This window comes from Campylobacter geochelonis, from assembly GCF_013201685.1.
In the GTDB taxonomy this organism is placed as follows: Bacteria; Campylobacterota; Campylobacteria; order Campylobacterales; family Campylobacteraceae; genus Campylobacter_B; species Campylobacter_B geochelonis.
Genome location: NZ_CP053844.1, coordinates 341,216 through 363,575, shown reverse-complemented (window position 1 = coordinate 363,575; position 22,360 = coordinate 341,216). Strand labels below are relative to the sequence as shown.

At 35.8% G+C, this 22,360-nt stretch carries 13 protein-coding genes and 1 pseudogene; 9 read left to right on the top strand and 5 right to left on the bottom strand.

The window, feature by feature from the left end; translation table 11 throughout:
• Together CGEO_RS01710 and CGEO_RS01705 are read left to right on the top strand one after the other, a co-directional pair.
• Positions 1-786, top strand: a complete 786-nt coding sequence (locus CGEO_RS01710) for a DUF1883 domain-containing protein (protein WP_075539824.1) — start codon at positions 1-3, stop codon at positions 784-786.
• 14 nt (positions 787-800) lie between these two features.
• Positions 801-3,944 (top strand): type I restriction endonuclease subunit R, encoded by a 3,144-nt coding sequence (locus CGEO_RS01705; RefSeq protein WP_075539825.1) that lies wholly within the window; start codon positions 801-803, stop codon positions 3,942-3,944.
• 133 nt (positions 3,945-4,077) lie between these two features.
• On the opposite strand, the gene CGEO_RS01700 is transcribed toward CGEO_RS01705, so the two are convergent.
• Complete coding sequence (locus CGEO_RS01700) at positions 4,078-5,118, bottom strand: cytochrome-c peroxidase (RefSeq protein WP_075493604.1); 1,041 nt, start codon at positions 5,116-5,118, stop codon at positions 4,078-4,080.
• Between the two features lie 392 nt (positions 5,119-5,510).
• Here CGEO_RS01700 and CGEO_RS01695 point away from each other — a divergent pair, with 392 nt between their 5' ends.
• On the top strand, positions 5,511-6,821 hold the full coding sequence (locus CGEO_RS01695) for a sodium-dependent transporter (protein ID WP_075539826.1): 1,311 nt from the start codon (positions 5,511-5,513) through the stop codon (positions 6,819-6,821).
• A 352-nt stretch (positions 6,822-7,173) separates the two neighbouring features.
• On the opposite strand, the gene CGEO_RS01690 is transcribed toward CGEO_RS01695, so the two are convergent.
• The 4 genes from CGEO_RS01690 to polA all read right to left on the bottom strand — a co-directional run bounded on the left by CGEO_RS01690 (position 7,174) and on the right by polA (position 13,921).
• Positions 7,174-9,666: a molybdopterin guanine dinucleotide-containing S/N-oxide reductase gene (locus CGEO_RS01690; protein ID WP_075539827.1), complete on the bottom strand. Its 2,493-nt coding sequence runs from the start codon at positions 9,664-9,666 to the stop codon at positions 7,174-7,176.
• Positions 9,667-9,676: 10 nt separating this feature from the next.
• The gene (locus CGEO_RS01685) at positions 9,677-10,237 is read right to left on the bottom strand and encodes a hypothetical protein (RefSeq protein ID WP_075493610.1); all 561 of its coding nucleotides are present in this window, start codon (positions 10,235-10,237) and stop codon (positions 9,677-9,679) included.
• Between the two features lie 143 nt (positions 10,238-10,380).
• Positions 10,381-11,274, bottom strand: coding sequence for an EamA family transporter RarD (rarD, locus tag CGEO_RS01680; protein WP_082255630.1), 894 nt, complete (start codon positions 11,272-11,274; stop codon positions 10,381-10,383).
• A 16-nt stretch (positions 11,275-11,290) separates the two neighbouring features.
• On the bottom strand, positions 11,291-13,921 hold the full coding sequence (gene polA, locus CGEO_RS01675) for a DNA polymerase I (RefSeq protein WP_075539828.1): 2,631 nt from the start codon (positions 13,919-13,921) through the stop codon (positions 11,291-11,293).
• A 311-nt stretch (positions 13,922-14,232) separates the two neighbouring features.
• Between polA and CGEO_RS01670 the strand changes: the two genes are divergently transcribed.
• The 6 genes and pseudogenes from CGEO_RS01670 to CGEO_RS01645 all read left to right on the top strand — a co-directional run bounded on the left by CGEO_RS01670 (position 14,233) and on the right by CGEO_RS01645 (position 22,360).
• Positions 14,233-15,078, top strand: a complete 846-nt coding sequence (locus tag CGEO_RS01670; protein WP_075539829.1) for a ChaN family lipoprotein — start codon at positions 14,233-14,235, stop codon at positions 15,076-15,078.
• Between the two features lie 513 nt (positions 15,079-15,591).
• Entirely contained in the window at positions 15,592-17,811 is a 2,220-nt protein-coding gene (locus CGEO_RS01665) for a TonB-dependent receptor domain-containing protein (RefSeq protein ID WP_075539830.1), read from the top strand.
• 11 nt (positions 17,812-17,822) lie between these two features.
• On the top strand, positions 17,823-20,057 hold the full coding sequence (locus CGEO_RS01660; RefSeq protein ID WP_075539831.1) for a TonB-dependent receptor domain-containing protein: 2,235 nt from the start codon (positions 17,823-17,825) through the stop codon (positions 20,055-20,057).
• Positions 20,058-20,512: 455 nt separating this feature from the next.
• Positions 20,513-21,074 (top strand): annotated as a pseudogene (locus CGEO_RS10345) (MotA/TolQ/ExbB proton channel family protein); the annotation flags it as partial.
• An 84-nt stretch (positions 21,075-21,158) separates the two neighbouring features.
• Complete coding sequence (locus tag CGEO_RS01650) at positions 21,159-21,557, top strand: ExbD/TolR family protein (protein ID WP_075493620.1); 399 nt, start codon at positions 21,159-21,161, stop codon at positions 21,555-21,557.
• A 2-nt stretch (positions 21,558-21,559) separates the two neighbouring features.
• On the top strand, positions 21,560-22,360 hold the full coding sequence (locus tag CGEO_RS01645; RefSeq protein ID WP_075539832.1) for a TonB family protein: 801 nt from the start codon (positions 21,560-21,562) through the stop codon (positions 22,358-22,360).

Sequence of the window (22,360 nt, the reverse complement as noted above, 5' to 3'; positions counted from 1 at the left end):
ATGGAATTTACAAAATATGATTTCGGACAGTTGGAAAAGGGACGAATAGTTGAAATTACATTACAAGGTAGTGCTGCAAATGTTCAATTGATGGATAGTTCAAATTTTAATAATTATAAAAATGGAAGACGATACCGTTATGTGGGCGGATTGGCAAAGCAATCACCCATTAGATTAGCAACGACACATTCAGGACACTGGTATCTTGCCATAGATATGAGAGGTTTGGTAGGACGTGTGAGATCTTCAGCACGAGTATTGCCACAAGCGCTTCCTACTATAAAGCAAAGACCTTTATCAGAAATACCATCACTGGTTCATAATACAGGATTTATTTTAAACGAAGATGCAGGAATAGAGCCACAATATGATGTGTTTATTTCTCACGCGTCTGAAGATAAGGATGAAGTCGTTCGTCCACTTGCAAATGCTTTGATAAATAAAGGAGTATCCGTATGGTATGATGAATTTGAATTAAGAATTGGTGATAGCTTACGTAGAAAAATCGATAAAGGATTAGCAAATAGTCGTTTTGGTATTGTTGTTGTGTCGCGAGATTTCATAAAAAAAGGATGGACAAATTATGAACTCGATGGAATTATTACTAAAGCTGTTTCGGGAGAACAAATTGTATTGCCAATTTGGCATAACATAACTAAGAGAGAAGTTATAGATTACAGCCCATCTTTGGCTGATAAATTAGCCAGAAATACAGCTGTTGATACGATTGAAGAAATTGCAAATGAAATATCTACTTTAATTTTAGAAAACAAAAATCCAGTGTGAGGAGGTGCAGTCATATGAGCTACGATTATTCTGAAAATATCCTTGTGCAGGAAAGTGCCGGAAATCTGCTTCACAATGAATTAGGATGGGATGTGGAGTTTGCCTATAATACAGAAGTGTTAGGTAAAGACGGTTCTTTCGGAAGAACCAACTATCATGAGATTCTACTTGTCCGCTACTTTCAAAAAGCATTGAAGAAACTTAATCCGTGGATAAACGACACACAGATGTTAGAAGCACAGAAAGTGCTGGAAAACCGACTCTCCACATCTTCTTTGCTACAGGTAAACGAGGAGAAGTATTTCCTTATTCGTGACGGCATTCCTGTTACCGTGAAAAAACCGAATGGTCAGAATGAAACAAAGAAAGCTACGGTTATTGATTTCCAAAATCCTGACAACAATCATTTTCTTGCTATTAAAGAATTAAAAATACACGGTGATTTATACCGGCGCCGTACTGATATTGTCGGATTTGTAAATGGTGTACCGCTTTTATTTGTGGAATTGAAGAAAAACACCGTGGATGTGCAAAATGCCTATGATGACAACTACACCGACTATCAGGATACGATTCCGCATTTGTTCTATTACAATGCCTTTCTGATGCTTTCCAACGGAACAGAGGCAAAGGTCGGAACGCTTGGCAGCAAATACGAGTTCTTCCACGAATGGAAACGTCTTGCCGAGGAAGAGCAAGGTTGCGTTGCTCTTGAAACAATGCTCCGCGGTATCTGTAAAAAAGAGAACTTTCTTGATCTGTTTGAGAATTTTATTCTGTTTGACCATTCAAACGGATATACAGCAAAAATTCTTGCTCGTAACCATCAATACCTTGGTGTAAACGAAGCAATGAAAGCGTACGCAACAAGAAAACTGACTGACGGTAAGCTTGGTGTTTTTTGGCATACACAAGGTTCAGGCAAGAGTTACTCTATGGTATTTCTTGCACAGAAAATACGCAGGAAGTTTAAAGGTTCGCCGACCTTTGTCGTCTTGACTGACCGCGAAGAATTAAATTCACAAATTAGTGATACCTTTGAAAACTGCGGTTTGCTGGGTAAAAACATAAAGGCATCGCAGTTTATTACCTCGAGTGGCGATGACCTTGTAAAAAAGCTGCAGGGAAATCCCAGCTTCATCTTTACACTGATTCAGAAATTTAATAAACCTAACAAAGAAGCAATTTACCCGGATCATGACATTATCGTTATGTCCGATGAAGCACACCGCAGCCAGTATGGAATCTTTGCTGATAATATGGTGAAATTACTACCTACTGCCGCGCGTATCGGATTTACCGGGACACCGCTATTATCCAGTGACAATATTACCGCGCGTACCTTTGGTGGTTACGTTTCTGTATATGATTTCAAACGTGCGGTTGAAGATGGCGCGACTGTTCCGCTTTATTATGAAAATCGCGGCGAGAAAATTCTTGACCTGCACAATCCGGAAATCTCCGATAAAATTCTTGACGCTATTGAAAGTGCAGATTTGGACGTTGACCAGCAATATAAACTTGAGGCGGAATTCGCAAAAGAAATTCATTTACTCACTGCTGAACCAAGACTGAAATCCATTGCCCATGATTTTGCCAATCATTACTCTGATTTATGGACGAGCGGCAAGGCAATGTTTGTCTGCCTTAATAAAGTAACCTGCATCCGTATGTACAATTATGTACAGGAGTATTGGAAAGAGGAAATCAAAAATCTGAAAGCCAAAATTAAAACCGCAACACAGCAAGAGGCGTTGGAGCTGGAGCGTAAACTCAAGTGGATGCAGGAAACAGAAATGGCGGTAGTAATCAGCCAGGAACAGAATGAAATTCAAACCTTTAAGAAGTGGGATTTGGATATCAAATATCATCGTGCAAAAATGGAGAAGCGTGAACTGGATAAGGAGTTCAAAGACTCCAAGAACCCACTCCGTGTTGTGTTTGTCTGTGCAATGTGGCTTACAGGATTTGATGTGAAGTGTTTGTCCTGCTTGTATCTGGACAAGCCGCTAAAGGCGCATACGCTTATGCAAACTATTGCCCGTGCAAACCGTGTCAGTGAGGGCAAAAGCAATGGATTAATTGTCGATTATATCGGAATTGTAAAAGCGCTGAGAAAAGCTCTTGCAGACTATACGGCTAATGTTGGTGGCAATGGTGTTACAGACCCTACCATTGATAAAGATGAACTGATATCACAAATTATAGACACGATAGATAAAGCAAAATCCTTCCTGTCAGAGAAAGGTTTTACCCTGCAATTACTGATTGATGCCTATGATTTTATGAAACTATCATCTTTGAATGATGCTGCCAATGCAGTATGCGGTACTGTTGAAGATAAAAAAGCTTTCAGTACATATGCAACAGAACTTATTCGTCTCATGAAATACACAGACCGAGATGATGTAACGGGTGCTACCAGAAAAGAATACGACGCTATCGCCGCAATCTTTTCTGAATTGCAGAAGAAACGTAAGCACACGAATACCACTGACCTTATGATTGAAATCAATAAAATCATCAGTGAATATGTAGAAATTCAGCGTACACCTTTGATGGCATGCGATGAACCACGCAGATTTGACATTAGCGCAATTGACTTTGATCTGCTGCGCAGGGAGTTTGCGAAAGTACACAAGAAGAATCTAGTGATGAAGGATTTGGAAGACGTTATCCAGCAGAAGCTGAATAAGATGCTGTTCTCCAATCCAAACCGGATAAACTACTACGAACGTTATCAGCAAATCATCACCGATTATAACAGTGAGCAAGACCGTGCCAACATCGAAAAGACTTTTATGGAATTAATAGATCTGGCAAATCAGATGGATCAGGAAGAACAGCGTTATACCCGTGAGGGATTCACTAGTGATGAGGAGTTATCCCTATACGATATGCTGTTTAGGGATGATTTGAGTAAAAACGATATCAAGAAGCTAAAAGACGTTGCCGCAGCACTATTGCAGAAAATCAAGTCTAAGATTGCGGAACTCGACCATTGGACTGATAAGCAGGAAACGAAAGCAGAAATTGATAATCTTATTCGGGATACTCTTTGGGCAGACTTACCGGAGTGTTATGATGAAGTTAGCATTTCCTCTTATCGTCAGCAGATTTATGAATATGTCTATACTCGCTATAGCGTGGTAGCATAATACAAAAAAACCTACACCCAAGTAATACCCTGAAGATGTAGGCCTTTCTTTTGCCGCCAAGTGAAGGCGTAGTTCAAAATTTATCTATTTTTCGTAAATTCCTAAGTAAATCCTCCAAAAAGGAGGATTTGTTTTAGTAGTCAAGTTCTGGTTTTGGAGTAGCGTCTGTTGAAGCTGGGAACATCGGATAAGTGATAGCTGGCATTCTACCTGTTAAAGAGTTAAAGAAAGTTGCTATGCTTTCTGCTTTATCATCTGTAATGTCAATGCCAAGTTGAACGCTTCCCATTGTCTTAATGGCCTCTTTTAGCGACCAAATCGCACCATTGTGGAAGTATGGAGCTGTAAGGTGTATGTTTCTTAAAATCGGAGTTTTAACAAGTCCATTTGCATCACCTTTAAAGTCGCCAACATCTGCAAATTTATACTTAGCTGCTACTTGGAATGGTTGCATTGTACCACCTAAATTTACGCCATTATGGCAAGTTGTACAACCTTCGTTTATAAATAGCTCAAGTCCTTTTTTCTCATCTTTGCTAAGCGCTTTTTCATCGCCATTTAAAAAGTCATCAAATCTTGATGGAGTAACAAGAGTTCTTTCAAAAATTCCTATCGTTGTTGTAATCAAATCAAATGTGATTTTAGTATCTTCGCCATAAGCGTCTTTAAACATTCTAACATAAGCTGGCATTGAATTTAGTCTTTCTTCAACTAAAGCTGGAGTAGCTGCCATCTCTGGATCTGCTGTCATAGGGCCTGCTGCTTGAGCTGCTAAGTGAGCTGCTCTACCATCCCAAAACTGAACTGAGTTAAATACTGAGTTGTAAACTGTTGGAGCATTTATATGATGTGGGTTTGGTGTCCATTTATGTCCTGTTGAAGCTGGAACGCCATCAACGCCGCCAAGTCCAAGGTTGTGACAGGTGTTACAAGAGATGATTCCGCTTTTTGAAATTCGTGGTTCAAAATATAGTTTTTTACCAAGCTCTACTCTTTTATCTGTTGTAGGGAAAGCTTTTGAATCAGGCGATGAGTCTTCTATAAGCTTGTTTAACTCGGCTTTGTCAGCTGGTAAAGCTACAAGTCCAGCATCTTTTGCTGTTTGGATAAGATTTTGGGCAAACATTGTGCTTGCAACTAACGAAGAACAAAGTAAAATTCTACTCAATGTCATTTTTAACTCCTTAAAATGTTGTAGTGGCAATCATAGTAAAATAATTATTAAATTAAAATTAAAGTTTGCACTTAATTATTATCAGATTGTAAAAATTATTAGAAGTGTTACTTTTCGTTATATAAATTAGGAGTTAAATTACCCTATTTATGGGCTTAATAAGACTTATTTTATCTAAATTTAACATATTTTCTTAAATAAATTTATTAGTTTTAAGATATGGTTATGAGATATTTATTTTATATAAAGCTCTCTTACTGCAAATTTATATTAAATTCTATATAAATTTAATGGCTTATATATGTAAATTTGTATTAAATTTAGCTATATAATAAAATAATTAGTTCACTTTGGTATAATTTAGCTTTTAATAAACAAATTTGGATAGTAAAATGGAACGAAATTTTAAAACTCGCTGGGGCTTTATCATCGCTTGTGTAGGCTCGGCTGTTGGCATGGCAAATGTTTGGGGCTTTCCTTATAAGCTTGGAAGTAACGGTGGGGCGGCATTTTTGATAGTTTATCTGTTTTTTATAGCGCTTTTTTCTTATGTAGCACTCTCAGCTGAATACGCCATCGGAAGAAGGGCAAAAACTGGAACTCTAGGTTCATATGAATACGCGTGGAAATCACGAAATTTAGGCAAAGTTGGCAAAATTCTCGGCTGGCTTCCTCTAGCTGGTTCAATGTGTATCGCCATAGGATATGCTGTAATTATCGCTTATGTTTTTAAAGCACTCTTTCAAGCACTCACCGGCTCACTTATGAGTGTTGATACAAACACTTGGTTTGAAAGTTTTGCACTAAGTGATTACTCAGTCGTGCCATTTCACTTTATTATCGTTGTTGGCACGCTTTTGACGCTTTTTTTTGGTGCAAAAAGTATCGAAAAAACAAACAAAATCATGATGCCACTATTTTTTATACTATTTGCTATCTTAGCAGTTCGCGTAGCAACGCTTGATGGGGCGTTTGCTGGGTATAAATTTTTATTTACGCCTGAGTGGAGCAAGCTTAAAGATCCGATGGTTTGGATATCTGCGATGGGGCAAGCGTTTTTCTCACTTTCAATTACCGGCTCTGGAATGATTGTTTATGGTGCGTATCTATCTAAAAAAGAAGATATTGTAGACTCTGCTAAAAAAACAGCGTTTTTTGATACGATTGCGGCGATGGTTGCAGCGTTAGTTATGATACCAGCAGTATTTGCTTATCATATGGATCAAGCAGCAGGTCCAAAACTACTTTTTGTAACATTGCCAAAGATTTTACAAGATATGCCTGGTGGGCAAATTTTTGCTATTATACTTTTCACCGCTGTGATTTTTGGCGGTATTACATCGTTACAAAATATGTTTGAAGCAGTCGCTGAGTCAATCATGCATAAATTCCCACAAATCAAACGAATTCCTATGCTTATCATCTTATGTGTGATTTGTTTTGGAGTTGGGGTAAATATGGAGGCGATTTCAAGCTGGGGTCCTTGGATGGATTATGTTTCGATTTATATTATCCCGATTGGTGCGGTTATCGGTGCGATTTCATGGTTTTGGATACTTAAAAAAGGTGAATTGCTAGATGAGATAAATACAGGCTCAAAAACTCACTATGGAAATTTGTGGTATAACATCGGAAGATTTGTCTATGTCCCACTAGCGCTTGTTTTGTGCATAGTGGCTCTTAGTATGAAGATAGCTTTTTGAGATTAAATTTATAAAGGTGTTTAAATTTTGAACGCCTTTTTTAAATTTATAACTTTAAATTTAAATCAATAAATTTAATCCCTTTAATTTCTTTTTATAAAAACTAAATTTATATCTTTTTCTTGATTTAGACATTTTAAATGGTCAAATTTAACTCTTTTTGAAATTTTACCAGTTCTAAAATCGCAAATTTAATCCAAACTTTTATCTAAATTTATTAAAATTTTTATTGCGGTTTTTGTTAAATTTTATATTTTAATCGCACTTTTTTTAAAATAAAAAGATTTTAAAAGATAAATTTGGCTATTAGATATGAAGAAATTTGCCCCCAAATGAGGGCAAATTTATATGCTTACGCCTTTAAATCTGGATGTTTAAAAATACTAAGCTCTGGCGCTTTTTCTTTATAAACTTCTATGTTTACTAAAAGCGTATGTGAGATGTTTCCATTTGCTAGTTTTGATGTTGGGATATCGATAGTTAGCACGTTTGCTGAACCATTTTTACAAATCGTGTTATCCTCTTTTGGATTTGCTGGATCATACCACGCTCCCTCGCTAAGCTTAACAACGCCCTCTTTAACATCATCAGTTAAAACCGCTCCGGCTAAAATTTGACCACGAGCGTTAAATACCCTAACCAAATCGCCATCTTTTATGCCTTTTGCTTTTGCATCTTTTGGATTTATCCATATAGGCTCACGACCAGCAACAGCGTATTTATCTCTTAAAGATACGTTATTTAGCTGTGAGTGAAGACGATCTGTTGGGTGAGATGTTATCATGTGAAACTGCGCTGGTTTATCCTTCATACCCAACCACTCAATCGGCTCAAACCATGTAGCGTGAGCATGGCAGTCATCATACTTCATCTTCTCAATCGTCTCAGAATAAATCTCAATAAGTCCAGATGGCGTTCCAAGTGGATTTAGTATAGGATCTTCGATAAAATCGGCAAATCTAACATAAGCCTCACTCTCTTGAGTTGGCATAAAATAAACTGGTTTGTTTTCAGTCCAAAACTCTTTAAATGGTTTCATTTCAACGCCATTTAGCTCTGCAAGTTGCATTTTTTTAGCTTGCTCGTAAGCTGCTGTGTAGAACTGCTCTATCCACTCAAGCGCAGTTTTACCCTCGGTGTATTCTTTTTCTATGTCAAATTCTTTAGCCAAATCAGTAAATATCTCAAAGTCATCTTTGCTCTCACCAACTGGCTTAACAGCTTGTTTCATCGGCGCTATACCTAAATTTGAGTAATCCCCTAGCATAGAGATATCATCTCTTTCGTAGCTTGTTGTTGTTGGCATAACGATATCTGCCATTCTTGCTGTTGGAGTCCAGTAAATTTCATTTACGACAACTGTTCGTGGTTTTTTCCATGCTTTTACTAGTGTGTTTGTATCTTGATGATGAACAAATGGATTCCCGCCGACCCAATATACAAAATCAATATCTGGATAAGTTATTTTTTTACCATTGTGATCGATTGTTTTGCCTGGATTTAGCAAGGCTTCTGCGATTCTAGCAACTGGGAAGGCAAATTGCGCTGATTTTTGTAGCCAGCTTTGACCTGTTCCACCGGTTGAAGTACCAGAACTAATGCCACCTACTATGCCAGCTTTTGCTGTTGGAACACCACCGTTACTGTAGTGATAACTCAAACCAAATCCACCACCTTTAGTTCCGATTTGTCCTAGCATAGAACAAAGTGTAACTAACGCCCAGTGTGGTTGCTCGCCATGATGAGCTCTTTGCATACCCCAACCGCTCATTATCATAGTTTTATTATCATAGAAAGTATGGGCTAGTGTTTTTATAGTCTTTGCATCAACGCCACAAATTTTAGCCGCCCACTCTGGAGTTTTAGGAGTTTTATCGCTATCGCCAAGCAAATAAGGCAAGAATTTATCAAAACCAGTTGTGTAGTTTTCTAAAAACTCTTTGCTATATGAGTTTGTTTTATAAAGCTCATACATCATACCAAGCATCATAGCAACATCGGTATTTGGGTTTGGTGCTATCCACTGCGCGTTTAGATACTGGCAAGTTTCGTTTTTAACTGGATCGATAAATATAAGCTTTTTGCCACTTTTTTTAAGCTCTTCAAAATACTTAAATCCTTGTTCATCGCTAACTGTCCACGCTATCCTTAAAGTTGCTATAGGATTTGCTCCCCATATAACTACGACATCAGAGTGCTCAAGTATCAAAGGCCATGATGTTTGTTGCTCATAAACTTCTATTGAGCCTACGACATGAGGCATTATAATCTGACTTGCTCCAGTTGAGTAATCCCCCAAACTTCCAACAAATCCACCACTTAAATTCATAAATCTATGAAGAAGAATTCTTGAGTTTTGAACATTTCCCGAACTTTTCCAACCATAACTTCCAGCAAAAATTCCATCAGCCCCACGCTCTTTTCTTGTTTTTTTAAGCTCTTTTGCTATAAGTTTTATAGCGTCTTTATACTCTACTCTCACCCACTCATCAGCGCCTCTTAACTCGCGTTTTGGATCATCTGGATTTTGCAAGTAGCTTTTTCTAACATATGGATATTTAATCCTATCTTTTGCATAAACTAGCTCTGCTGTGTAGTCTTGTAAAGGGTTTTTGATATCTGAAGTTTTAGATAGTGGTTTTGAGTCTACTATCTTGCCATCTTTTATACTAAGCTTTAAAACGCCCCAGTGAGCCGCTGTTATAACTTCGCCATTTGTTATTAGTGTAAAACCTTTGCTAGCATTTTGACTAGAAAAAAGCTCTGTTTGCATAAAAAGCGGTAAAGCAGCTAATGCGCCTATAGTTTTTAAAGCGCTTCTTCTTGATAAATTTGTATCTGACATCTTAATCTCCTTATTTTTTGGTAGTTGTTTTTTGAAGGTATTGTTCGACTAAAAATCTATCGTTTTTATCGATTGCAGTTCTATCGACCATAGATTTAAACACGCTTGGCCATTGGTTTGCGGTGTATTCATTGACTTCATGAAGCGCATGACACATCGCACAATTTTCACTAAATAAAGCCGAAGCTTTATCCATCATAGGCTTTAACTCTTTTTCAAAACCATCTTTTGTGGTATAAGCCTCAACGCTTACTTTGCTATATTCACCATCTTTTTCTAAAACTTTCTCCTTTATGCCTGAGTTTTTCTTAAATGCAGCATTTAGGATTCTTGGACCTTTTGAAAAGTAAATGGCTTGAGTTTTATCGCCTTGAACGTATCCTTGTATCTGAATTTTTACAAAATCCCCACTATGTTCTAAAATTTTAACTTCAGCTGTTGGAAGAAGTCTGCCAACTGGACTTTTATCGGCTGGGTTTAAGTAAAGGGATTTTACTGTATTTGGGTAGGCAAGTTCGCTTGCAAAGATTGTGCCACAGGCTAGTAGCATTGCTAGTGATATTTTTTTCATATATTCTCCTTGTTAGAAATAATTTTATTCTAAATTCTCTTAATACTTTTTTAAATTTTAAAACAATCTTTAAAAATTTATATTAATATATTTATGTGAATTTATATTTATATAATAAGTTATATAACGAAAATTGAGTAAATTTAGGCGTTTGGTTTGTGCTTTTTATGCCTGTGGTAGCTATCAAAACTAACTATAGCTATACTTATCCAAATAAGTATAAAGCTTGCTATCTTAGCGTTATTTAGATGCTCGCCATATGCCAAAACCGCTAAAAAAACTCCGATAGTTGGAGTGGTATATTGTAAAAAACCAAGAGTGCTTAGGCTTAGATGTTTGGCTGCTATGTTAAAAGTTATCATCGGCACTATCGTTACTAAGCCACTTAGTATAAGCAAAATCCATGTATAGCCGTGAGTAAAACTGCCAACGCCGCTAAATTCTAGGTAAATAACATAACCTAAAGTAAGTGGTAAAAACATCATAGTTTCTATAAAAAGCCCCTCCATCGGCGGTATTTGAAGACGTTTTTTTAAAAGCCCATATATAGCAAAGGACGCTGGAAGAAAGATGGAGATAAAAGGGATTTTACCAAGTGCATAAATTTGGATAGCAATAGCTACAAAAACGATAAAAATGGAAATTTTAGCTGCTAAATTTAGTCTCTCTTTTAAAAAAATAGCTCCTAAAAACATAAAGAAAAGCGGGTTTATAAGTTGTCCCAAACTCGCTTCTAAAATTTGGCTACTAAAAACAGCATAAATGTAAATTCCCCAATTTAGCGTTATAAAAACTCCTGAGATTAAAAGTTTTTTTACTAGCTTTCTTTTATGTAAAATCCGCGTTAAGCTTTTTGTCTTATGCGTAAAAACTATAAAAAAATACAAAAAAATAACCGACCAAAAAAGCCTATGCGCCAAGCCTTCTGTTGCTCCAACGTTTGAAAGAAGCTTAAAGTAAACCGGAAAAAGCCCCCACATAGTAAACGAGGCAACTCCATAAAATAGCCCTATTTTGGCATTTGGCTTTATTTTCACGCTTTTTCCTTTGCTCTTACTTCAAATCGCCCCAATTTTTCGCACTACTTAAGCTTGTGATAAGCAAAACATTTAGTTTATAAATTTGCTCCATCGTCTCTTTTGCAAATTTACCAAATTCATCTATTTTTTCATCTTTTACTTCAAAGATTAACTCATCGTGAATTTGTAAAAGTAGCCTTGCATCATCATTTAAATGTGGTTGAATTTTTACCATTGCCATTTTTATAATATCTGCCGCACTTCCTTGAAATACCGTATTTACCGCCTCTCTTTCATACATCGCAAGCTGCATCGGGTTAGCATTTGCAAAGTCAAAATACCTTCGCCTACCTAAAATAGTTTGCGTATAGCCTTGCTCTTTTGAAGTGGTTTTAATCCCTTCTAAAAACTCTTTTATCGTTGAAAACGCCGCAAAATAGCGCTCTATATACTCTTTTGCCTCATTTCTTGAGACATTTATTTCGCGTGATAATTTACTTGAACCCATACCATAAATCAGTCCAAAATTTATACTCTTTGCGATAGCTCTGTTTTGCGGGTTACTCTCGCCAAATATACTCACAGCCGTTCTTGCGTGGATATCCTCGCCATCTTCAAATGCTTTAATTAGCGTAGGATCTTTACTAAAATGCGCTAGTAGTCTAAGTTCAATTTGCGAGTAGTCAAGCCCAACAAAGCTATATCCATCGCTTGCTACAAAACACGCTCTCATCTGCTTTGCCAAACTACCGCGCGCTGGGATGTTTTGCAAATTTGGATTTTTACTTGAAAGCCTGCCTGTTGCAGTTCCTGTTTGTAAAAAGCTAGTGTAGATGCGGTGTTTTTCATCTTTTAAAGCCAAATTTAAAAGCGGCTGAGTGTATGTGCTTTGAAGCTTGTAAAGCTCGCGGTATTCAAGTAGTTTTGGTATAACTGGATGAGTATCAACTATCGCACTAAGCACGCTTTCATCGGTGCTATAGCCTGTTTTTGTCTTTTTTTGCGATGGAAGCGAAAGTCTATCAAAAAGCACTTCGCCAAGCTGTTTTGTGGAATTTATGTTAAATCTTTCGTTTGTTAGCTCATAAATTTCATTTGTTAGCGTTTTTAAACTTGTATCTAGTTTCTCTATCATCTTTCTAAGCGCATTTGCGTCCATTGCGATGCCGGTTTCTTCCATATCTAAAAGCACTTTTATAAATGGAAACTCAAGCTCGTTTGCTAACTCAAGCAGTTTTGTAGCTAAAATTTTTTGATATGTAAAGTAAAATTTCAAAGTTATCCACGCATCTTCGCTAGCGTATTTGGCTGCTTCTTTGATGTCTAAATTTGAAAAATTCTCACCTTTTTTTACCACACTTTCAAATTTAATCGTATCATAATCATAAAGCCGTTTTGCCAAAGCGTCCATTCCAACGCTACTTCCTGGTTCGCTAAGCCACGCTAAAATCATCGTATCGGCATACTCTTTTGGTGGCATAAGTCCAAAGTTATGCCAGATTATCGCAAAGTCATATTTTAAATTCTGCCCAACAACCTTGCCTTTATAAATTTGGGCTATCGCCCATTTTGCAAATTCAGATGAAATTTGCTTTTCTACACCTAAATAACTGTGATTTATAGGCACGTAGTAGGCTTTTTGCTCGTTAAAGCAAAACGAAAAGCCAACTATCTTTGCACTTTTGCTATCAAGTCCAGTAGTTTCAGTATCAAACGCTACGATTGTGTCTGATGAGATATCTAAAAGTAGTCTTTCTAGCTCACTCTCATCGGTTAGTAAAATCGGCTCAAATTTAGTAGTTTTTTCAACTTTTGGCGTGTCTAAAATGGCTAAAATTCGACTCAGCGAATACTCTTCTAAAAGCTCTTTTACATTTGCTAAAGGATTGCTTTGTGGGAATTTTGCAGTTTCTAAGCTTGGAATTTCAAGCTCTTTATATAAAGTGGCAAGTTTTTTGCTTAAAAAGGCATTTTCTTTGCCATCAATTAGCAAATTTCTAGTTCGTTCATTTAAAACTTTATCTAAATTTTCATATATCTCTTCGATATCTTTAAACTGGCTTAAAAGCTTCTTAGCTCCCTTATCGCCGATACCTTTAACGCCTGGGATGTTATCACTCGCATCCCCACAAATAGCTAAAAAATCCCTAACTTGTGGCGGATAAACGCCATATTTCTCAAAACATCCAGCACTGTCATAAAGCTCTTTTTTTGCAGGGCTGTAAATGGCAACTTTTCCATCAACGATAAGTTGATATAAATCTTTATCATGCGTTACAACGTTTATAAAAATATCCTCATCTTTTAGCGATTTTACCGCACTTGCGATGATATCATCAGCTTCGTATCCATCAACGCCGATTGCGCAAAATCCCATTTTTTCTATCATATCAATACAGACTGGAAGTTGTGCTTTAAGCGCTTCTGGTGGGGCTTGTCGGTTCATTTTGTAGTTTGGATCGATCTGGCTTCTAAAGGTTTTCCCCTTGCTATCAAGCGCAAAAATTATATAATCACTCTTAAACTCATTTTGTAAATTTAAGATAAAATTTGCAAAGCCGTGTACCATTCCGCTTGGTTTTCCATCTTTTGTTTTAAGCCCACTCATCGCATAATAAAGCCTAAAAAAGAAGCCAAAAGTGTCAATTATCGTTAATGTTTTCATAAATTTCCTACGTTATAAAAATAGCTAAATTTATAGCACAAGTTAAGTAAAATCTTTATAAATTATAGTTAAAATACCATTTTATCGGCTTTGAAAAGGCATTAAATATATTTTTATAGTTAAATTTATCAAATTTATATTTTCTTTTGGCAAATTTTTTTGATTTTTAGCAATATTTTTAACTATTTTTTAGCTACTAAATTTAGCTAATGTGGCTTAAATTTAAAAACTTAAGTATTTTTTTATAAAATTGATAATAACATTCAAAATCTATTTATAAAGATTTATTTCTTTTCCAACTAGGAGATACCTTGAAAAAATTTATAACTTTGCTTTTTTTGCTGATTTTTACCGGATGTGCGATAAATGAGCCACTTAGAAACAGAACTTTAAACGATGAAAAAATCGCTATCATCGACACCAAAACCAACAAATCCATACCATACTCAACTTTTATCGATAAAATTCAAAAGCACAATATCATCTTGCTTGGCGAATACCACGAAATTCCAAACCACATGGCAATGGAAGTTAGGATATTTAAATCCTTAAATGAGTTGCAAAATTTAGATGTTGTTTTTGAGATGTTAAGCAGCGATAAACAGGCTAAAATCAATGAAGCAAAAGCAAAACAAATCTTGCCAAACGAGCTTAAAAATGCCATAGATTGGGATGAAAAGTGGGATTATCGAAATTATGGCGAGCTGGTTGAGAGCGTGTTTTACTCAAACTCAAATTTAATAGCTGGAAATTTAAGCAAAGATGAGATAAATACGATTTTTAACGGTGCGTTGCCCATATATGGGAAATTTTCTACCACAGATGAGATAAAAAAAGCTTTGAAAACTTTTGTAGCCACATCTCATAAGTTAGAAAATGATGAGAAAAACTCGGCACTTTTGGATAAATTTATTCAAGTTCAGCTTTATAAAGATAGGCGAATGGCAGATAAACTGGTTCACTCAAAAACAAAATCGCTTCTTATAGCTGGGCAAATTCACGCTTCTAAAACTGTTGGCGTTTATAATCATATTTTGGATTTTGACCTAAAAAAAAGCGTTGTTTCTGTTATGCTTGGCGATGAGAAAAGTTTTGATTTACTAAACGCTCAAGACGCTATCAAGGCGTTTTGCGATTATTATATTGTATTTAAATGAGTTTGTTTTGGTAGTAACAAAAAGCTTTTTAGGTTAAATTTATCTAGCTTTTTGTTTGTAAAATTAGAAAATTTAAGTAAAAATTTGTATATTTTTTGTGCGAAATTTAGTTTAAATTTAAGCTATATAACCGTATTTATATGTTGTAAAATTTAATTTATAACTTTAACTTAATGCGTAATTTACGCGGCTTAAATTTATAGTTAAGAGATTAAATTTACTATATAAAGAAAGCTAAAAGGTCTAAATTTAGAGATAAAAAGCACTAAATTTAGACTAACTTTTATAAAAAATCAAAGATAATAAATATGAAATAATAGTTAAGAAAAACAAATTTTATATTTATTCAAATAAATAAAATTTAGTTTATACATTTAAGGTTTGTTTAATATATCTTATACTATCATTTCTCTTCTATATCGTTTTGATAATTAGTATCATTACTATTTATTTTGATTTCCAAACCAAAATTCAACCATCAAACGATAAATTTATATAACATAGGAACTCTTTATGAAAGTAACTAAGTTAACGCTTTTTTTACTTGTTCTACTAACCTCTTTGAGTGCAGATGAAGTTAAATTTGACACTCTTGAAATATCTGGCAAAAAGCTAAAAAACGATGAGTTGCCCTACATCACGCCAGGCGCAGTTAGCTCGCGAAATGATATCTTAACAGCAACGCAAAGTATCGATTCGATTATAAGAAGCATTCCAGGGGCTTACACTCAAGTCGATCAGTCACAAGGAACAGTCTCGGTTAACATACGCTCGATGACAGGACTTGGCAGGGTAAATACAATGGTCGATGGCGTTACACAAACGTTTTTTGGCACAAGCACCGACAGCAAAGGCTTTCACTTTGCTGGGAATTTAGCAACTTCGGCTTTTGGTGCGATGATAGATCCAAATTTTTTAACTGGTGTTGATGTTGAGCGTGGAACTTTTAGTGGTGGTCATGGTGGGCTTATGGGAAGTGCAAATTTTAGAACCATAGGCGTTGATGATGTGATAAGTAATGGGAATAACTTTGGCTTTTTAGGAAAATACTCCTATGGTTCAAACCGTATAGGGCCAAGCTATATGGGAAGTGTGGCAAGTAAATTTAGCACTGAAAATGGTGGTAGTTATGGCGTTTTGTTTGGTTATAGTGGTAAAAAAACAAGACAAGATTACAAAACTGGAAATGGCACAAGGATAAACGAAACTGCTGGCTCGGTTGCTTTTATGGGTAAAAAACAGCTAACCCAAAGCCCAAAAAGTTGGCTTTTTAAATTTGAAGCGATGCCAGATGAAGCAAACAAAGCCACGCTAACTTACCGCAAATACAGCACTTACCTTGCAAACAGAGATATGGATAGCGATACTTATCAGCTTGATTATCGTTTTAATCCTGATAACAACTTTATTGATATAAATTTACTAGCTGCATACAACCTCATCGAGCAGGTCTATGATAAAGATGCTAGTATCGGCTGGGGCAAATTTGATAAAGGCATGAAACTTCAAAACAAAGCGACCACTTTTGACTTAAGCAATACGATGAAATTTAGCCTATTAGATGTCGATTTAACAACTGCTTTTGGGGTAAATTATCTATCAAACAAATACGATAGAATCACCGATGATGCTGATTATAACAGGCTTTATACTGGATATAGCGTTCCAAAAGGCAAACAAACTAGCAAAACGTATTATTTAAATAACACTTTTGATTATGGTATATTTTCTTTGGGTGCGAATTTTGCCCTTTTAGATTGGGAAGTTAGCGGTATAAAAGGACCTTGCGCAAAGTCAAATCCATACTGCCCACAAAAAACTGCTGGTAACTTTAGCAAAAGCGAAGATAGTCTAAACTACTCTTTTATACTGTCGGCTAACATAGATGAGCTATTTAGCCCATTTGCAAGTTATACAAAGGCTACAAGGGGCTTAAACGTTCAAGAGATGTTTCACTCTGGCTCAGTTTATGATGATATAAACACGCTTTTAAAACCAGAAACCGCTAAAACTTGGCAAGTCGGTTTTAACAGTTTTAAACACGGATTGATTAATCAAGATGATGTTTTTGGCTTTAAACTTACCTACTTTAACACAAGGATAAAAGACTTTATATATGATCAAACTTATATATTTCAAAATCCAGATCCAACGCTTTTTGCGCTTAGAATGAACGATAAAGCAAAGCTTAGTGGTATTGAAATGGAGTTAAAGTATGATATGGGCGTGTTTTATACAAACCTTTCATATACTCATCAAAAAGCAAAATACAAACAATCAGATAGTATGATACTAGACTGGGGCGCTGGTCCTAGTAGCGGATATACGCAGTTTAGCCTCTTGCCAAAGGACTCTGCAACCCTTGATATAGGAACAAGACTGCTTGATAAAAAGCTAACCTTAGGTTCGCTTATCAAATACACCGGAAAAGCAACAAGGGTAAATCCAACAGTTAAATTTACAAAACAACAAAATGGAAAATTTAAAAAAGACACCATCGCGCAAGATATCCCAAAAATTCCAACTATAGTTGATTTATATGCGATGTATTCGCCATTGAAGGGATTAGATATTAAATTTGAAGTACAAAATGTAGCCAACAAAAACTACATGGACGCGCTTTATACTTACAACTCATCATCAGTAACCGATGTTTTAAACAACGATATAACGCTTTTTAACAATGCAGCTAGAGGCAGAAGTTACTTAGTTAGCTTTTCATATAGATATTAAAAGGAGAATATGTGGATAAATTTTTAAAATTTAGCTTAGTTGCAGCACTTGTCTTGCCGCTTTTTGGAGAGGATTTGGAGTTTGATACGCTTAAAGTATCTGGTAAAAAAATAAGCAATGATGAAAAGCCTTACATCACACCAGGTGCGGTTAGCTCGGTCGATAAGATAGGTTCATCAACGCAAAGCATAGACTCTCTTGTAAGAAGTATGCCAGGAACTTATACAAACACAGATCAGTCTCAAGGCACAGTTGCTGTAAATATACGCGGCATGACAGGACTTGGCAGGGTAAATACAATGGTCGATGGCGTTACACAAACGTTTTTTGGTACATCAGCAGATAATGGCAAATTTCATCAAACAGGCGTTGGCATGGGAACTTCTGTTTTTGGCGCGGCAGTTGATCAAAACTTTTTAGCTAGTGTTGATGTTGAGCGTGGAACTTTTAGTGGCGGTCATGGTGGGCTTATGGGAAGTGCAAATTTCAGAACCATAGGCGTAGATGATGTGATAAGTGATGGGAATAACTTTGGCTTTTTAGGACGTTATTCATATGGCTCAAATGGAGTTGGTCCAAGTTATATGGGAAGTGTAGCGAGTAAATTTAGCACTGAAAATGGCGGAAGTTATGGCGTTTTGTTTGGTTATAGCGCTAAAAAAATTAGCCAAAACTATAAAGTTGGTGGCGGTGGCAAAATCGACAATCTGCATTTTGAAGATGCTTATAATAAAGAAAATGATGTCAGCCCATTTAACCCAAAAGAGCTAACTCAGCGCCCAAAAGGGTATTTGTTTAAATTTGAAGCCAAACCAGATGAGAAAAACTCCGCCACGCTAAGTTATAGAAGATATGAAAACACCCTTGCTGGGCGAGATATCACAAATGATAATTATCAAATTGATTATAGGTTTAATCCAGATAACAATTTACTTGATTTAAATTTATTACTTGCTTATACAAAAAGCAATCAAAAGTATTCAAAAGATGCGATAGTTTTAACAAGAGGAGATGCAAAAAAAGGTTTAAGCGCTTCAAATAACGCTTTGACTTTTGATATTAGTAACAACTTTTTGTTTGATTTTAATGGCGATAGCAGCTTAAACGTAAAACTTGGTGCAAACTATCTTCAAAACGAATACAAAAACAGAATGCACATTTTCAAAACAGAGACAACCGCCTTTCAACCAAAAGGCGAACAAGAGATAAAAACGCTTTATTTAGATAATACTTTAAGCTATGATATTTTTGATTTGTATGTAAATTTAAACCTTGTAAACTGGGAGCTAAAAGGTCACAAACCAGAGTGTAATGCAAGCCCAACCTGCTTTCCAAAACGTGCGATGGATATCTCTAAAAAAGATACAAATTTAAACTACTCTTTTATGCTATCAGCTAACATCGATGAGCTATTTAGCCCATTTATCAGCTACTCTTTAAGCACGAGAGCGCCAAATGTGCAAGAGATGTTTTTTGCAAGTGATTATGGCGATAGCGTAAATCCTTTCTTAAAACCAGAAGAGGCAAAAACTTATCAAATCGGCTTTAACAGCTTCAAACATGGCTTGTTTACAAACGACGATAGATTTGGCTTTAAGCTAACTTATTACAACACAAGCGTTAAAGACTACATCTACAGCCTCTCTCTTACAGGCTCTGGCGCAAACAGATGGATGATTTATGCAAATAGCCTTGATGATGCCAAATTTAAAGGCATAGAAGCACAAATCACCTACGACATGGGCGTATTTTACACAAAGGCAAGTTATTCAAGACAGACTTCAAAACAACCAGTTAGCGAAACTTATGGAAACCGTGCATTTGGCTTTGGTAAAATCTCAGAACTCCCAAAAGACTACGCAACTATCGATATTGGAACAAGGCTAATGGATGAAAAACTAACCTTTGGTTCAGTTATAAAATACACCGGAAAAGCCAAAAGAGTCCATCCAAGCGATGGCGATGATGGAAGAGTTGATCCAAATAGAGTTTTATCGCAGAAAAAAACTCAAGATTTACCACAAATTCCTACGATTTTTGACTTTTATGCAACGTATAAACCAACTTCAAATTTAACTTTCAAAGTTGAGGTGCAAAATGCCTTTGATAAGAACTACTTAGATGCGCTAAATGCCTTTAACTCAATCCAACCAGAGCTTTATGATAAAAACGACAACAGCATATATTTGTTTTCTAACTCATCTCGCGGTAGAACGTTTTTAGCAAGTTTTGAATACAAATTTTAGGAGAGAGAATGAAATTTTTTATGATGATTTTTTTAGCTTTTGGTTTAGCTTTTGGCGATATAAATTTAACAAATTTAGATAACTTAGAAAGCAAAAACGCCCTTTTAGAGCAAAACAATACTCAAATTTATAAGCAAAACTTGCCAAATTTAGCACAAAACAGCTCGCAAATTTCGGTGCAAAACAAAAATTTAGAAAAAAGCAGTTCTAGCGCAAATAAAATGCAAAATTTAGAGAAAAATGCCTCTGAAATACCAAAGCAAAATGACTCGAATTTAGATAAAAACTCTGCTTTATTAAATTTGCAAAATTTAGAAAACAACGTATCAGGCTTAGAAAATCTTTTAAAACCTAAAGAGCAAAATTCCACTTTAGAAAACAACGTCTCCACATTAGAGCAAAACATCTCGCAATCTCTAAACCAAAGCGAAAAAAATGAGTCAAATTTGGCTGGGCTTTCTTTTTATTCACTCTATCAAAACGCCCATATAGTCGTAAAAATCGTCATATATATCTTGGTTTTATTTTCCGTTTTAACCTGGGCTGTTTTTGTGGCCAAATCTTTAAGATATCTTTTACTTATAAAAGAGATTAAAGCTGATAAAGAGGTCTTAAAAAATAAAACAAATAGTGTAAATTTAGATGAATTTAGCTCTCAAAGTCTTGCAAAAGCGCTATTTTTAGAAATCAAAGATGAGTTTAAAAAATCAAACATAAAAGATAACGAACTTAAAAACCGCTTTAAAGTCCGCTTAGAAAGCGCATCTTCAAGCATGATTCAAAAAGCAAGAAGCTTTGTAACCTTGCTTGCTTCGATTGGCTCATCTGCCCCATTTATCGGGCTTTTTGGCACAGTTTGGGGGATAATGAACAGTTTTATCGGCATCGCAAAAGCAGACAACGCTAGCTTAGCTGTCGTTGCTCCAGGGATTGCTGAAGCGCTTTTTGCTACTGCTTTTGGGCTAGTCGCGGCGATTCCTGCTGTGCTTTTTTATAACTATTTAACAAGGCTTGGAGCTAAATTTGCTAATGAGCTAAATGAGCTTATAACTACAATTTATCTAATAAGCGATAGAGAAATTTATGAAAAAAGGATTAAAGATGATAGTTTATAGTGAAAGCGAGTTAAGTGAGATAAATGTTACTCCTTTTATCGATGTCATGCTTGTTTTGCTTATCATTTTTATGGTTGTCACACCTCTTGTTACAAGTTCGCTTAAAGTCGAGCTTCCAAAAGCGGCGTCTAAATCGCAAGTCGATGAAAAAACTCCAACAATCATAGCTATAAATGAGCTTGGCGAGATAAAAGTCGGAAAAAGTAGTGCGAATTTAGACAATCTAACTTTTGTTCTAAATGGCATTACAAAAAATAACAAAGATGAGGTTGTTTACTTTTATGTAGATAAGGCTGTAAGTTATGAAAAACTCATAGTTGTTATCAATAAAATCAAAGAGAGCGGTTATGGCAAAATCGCCCTTTCTACCGAAGTTAAAGAGTAGATATGCGTAGAGTTTGGGTTGTTGGATTTGGGTTTTCTTGTTTGCTTCATCTTTGCATACTTTTAGCTATTTTTTATAGACCAACTAGTTTAGAAAGTGGCGGCGTTGGGGCCCAAGAGGGAGAGTTTAAAGGTATAATGCTAGTGTCAAATTTACCTATTGGTGAGTTAAAAGAGGTTAGTATCGAGCAGATAAAATCAGAAAAAAACGAAGAAGAATTTGATGAAACTAGCGATGAAGAGCTTTTTAGCGATATCGATGAAGACTTGGCAAGTTTATATGAAACCTCATCGCAAATAAATCTCAAAAAAAACCAAAAAACTGCGCAAAATGACAAGATAAAAAAAGAAAAAAAGCTTAAAAAAGAGAAAAAACCACTATCTAGCTTTAACTCAGATACAAACTCTAAATCAAAAGATAACGCCCAAAGCGCGCCACTTCCAGGCGATAGCGCAACCGTGCAAAATGGAACTTATGGCACAGGAGCAAACCAAAAAGCAAGCTATCAAAGCGCTTTAATGGCTCATCTTAACAGATACAAAAGCTATCCAAATGAAGCGTTGATTAGAGGCGAAGAAGGCGTTGTAATGGTTAAAATAACGATAGATAAATTTGGAAACGTTTTATCAAAAAGCATAAAAAAAGGCTCTAAATTTAGCGCTTTAGACTCTGCTACGCTAGAGCTTTTTCTCAAAGCTTCCCCACTTCCAAAGCCGCCAAATGAGTTTTTAAATGCTAGCGGAATGCTGACTTTTTCTTTGCCGATTTCTTATAATATACAAGAGTATTATAAAAACAGATAA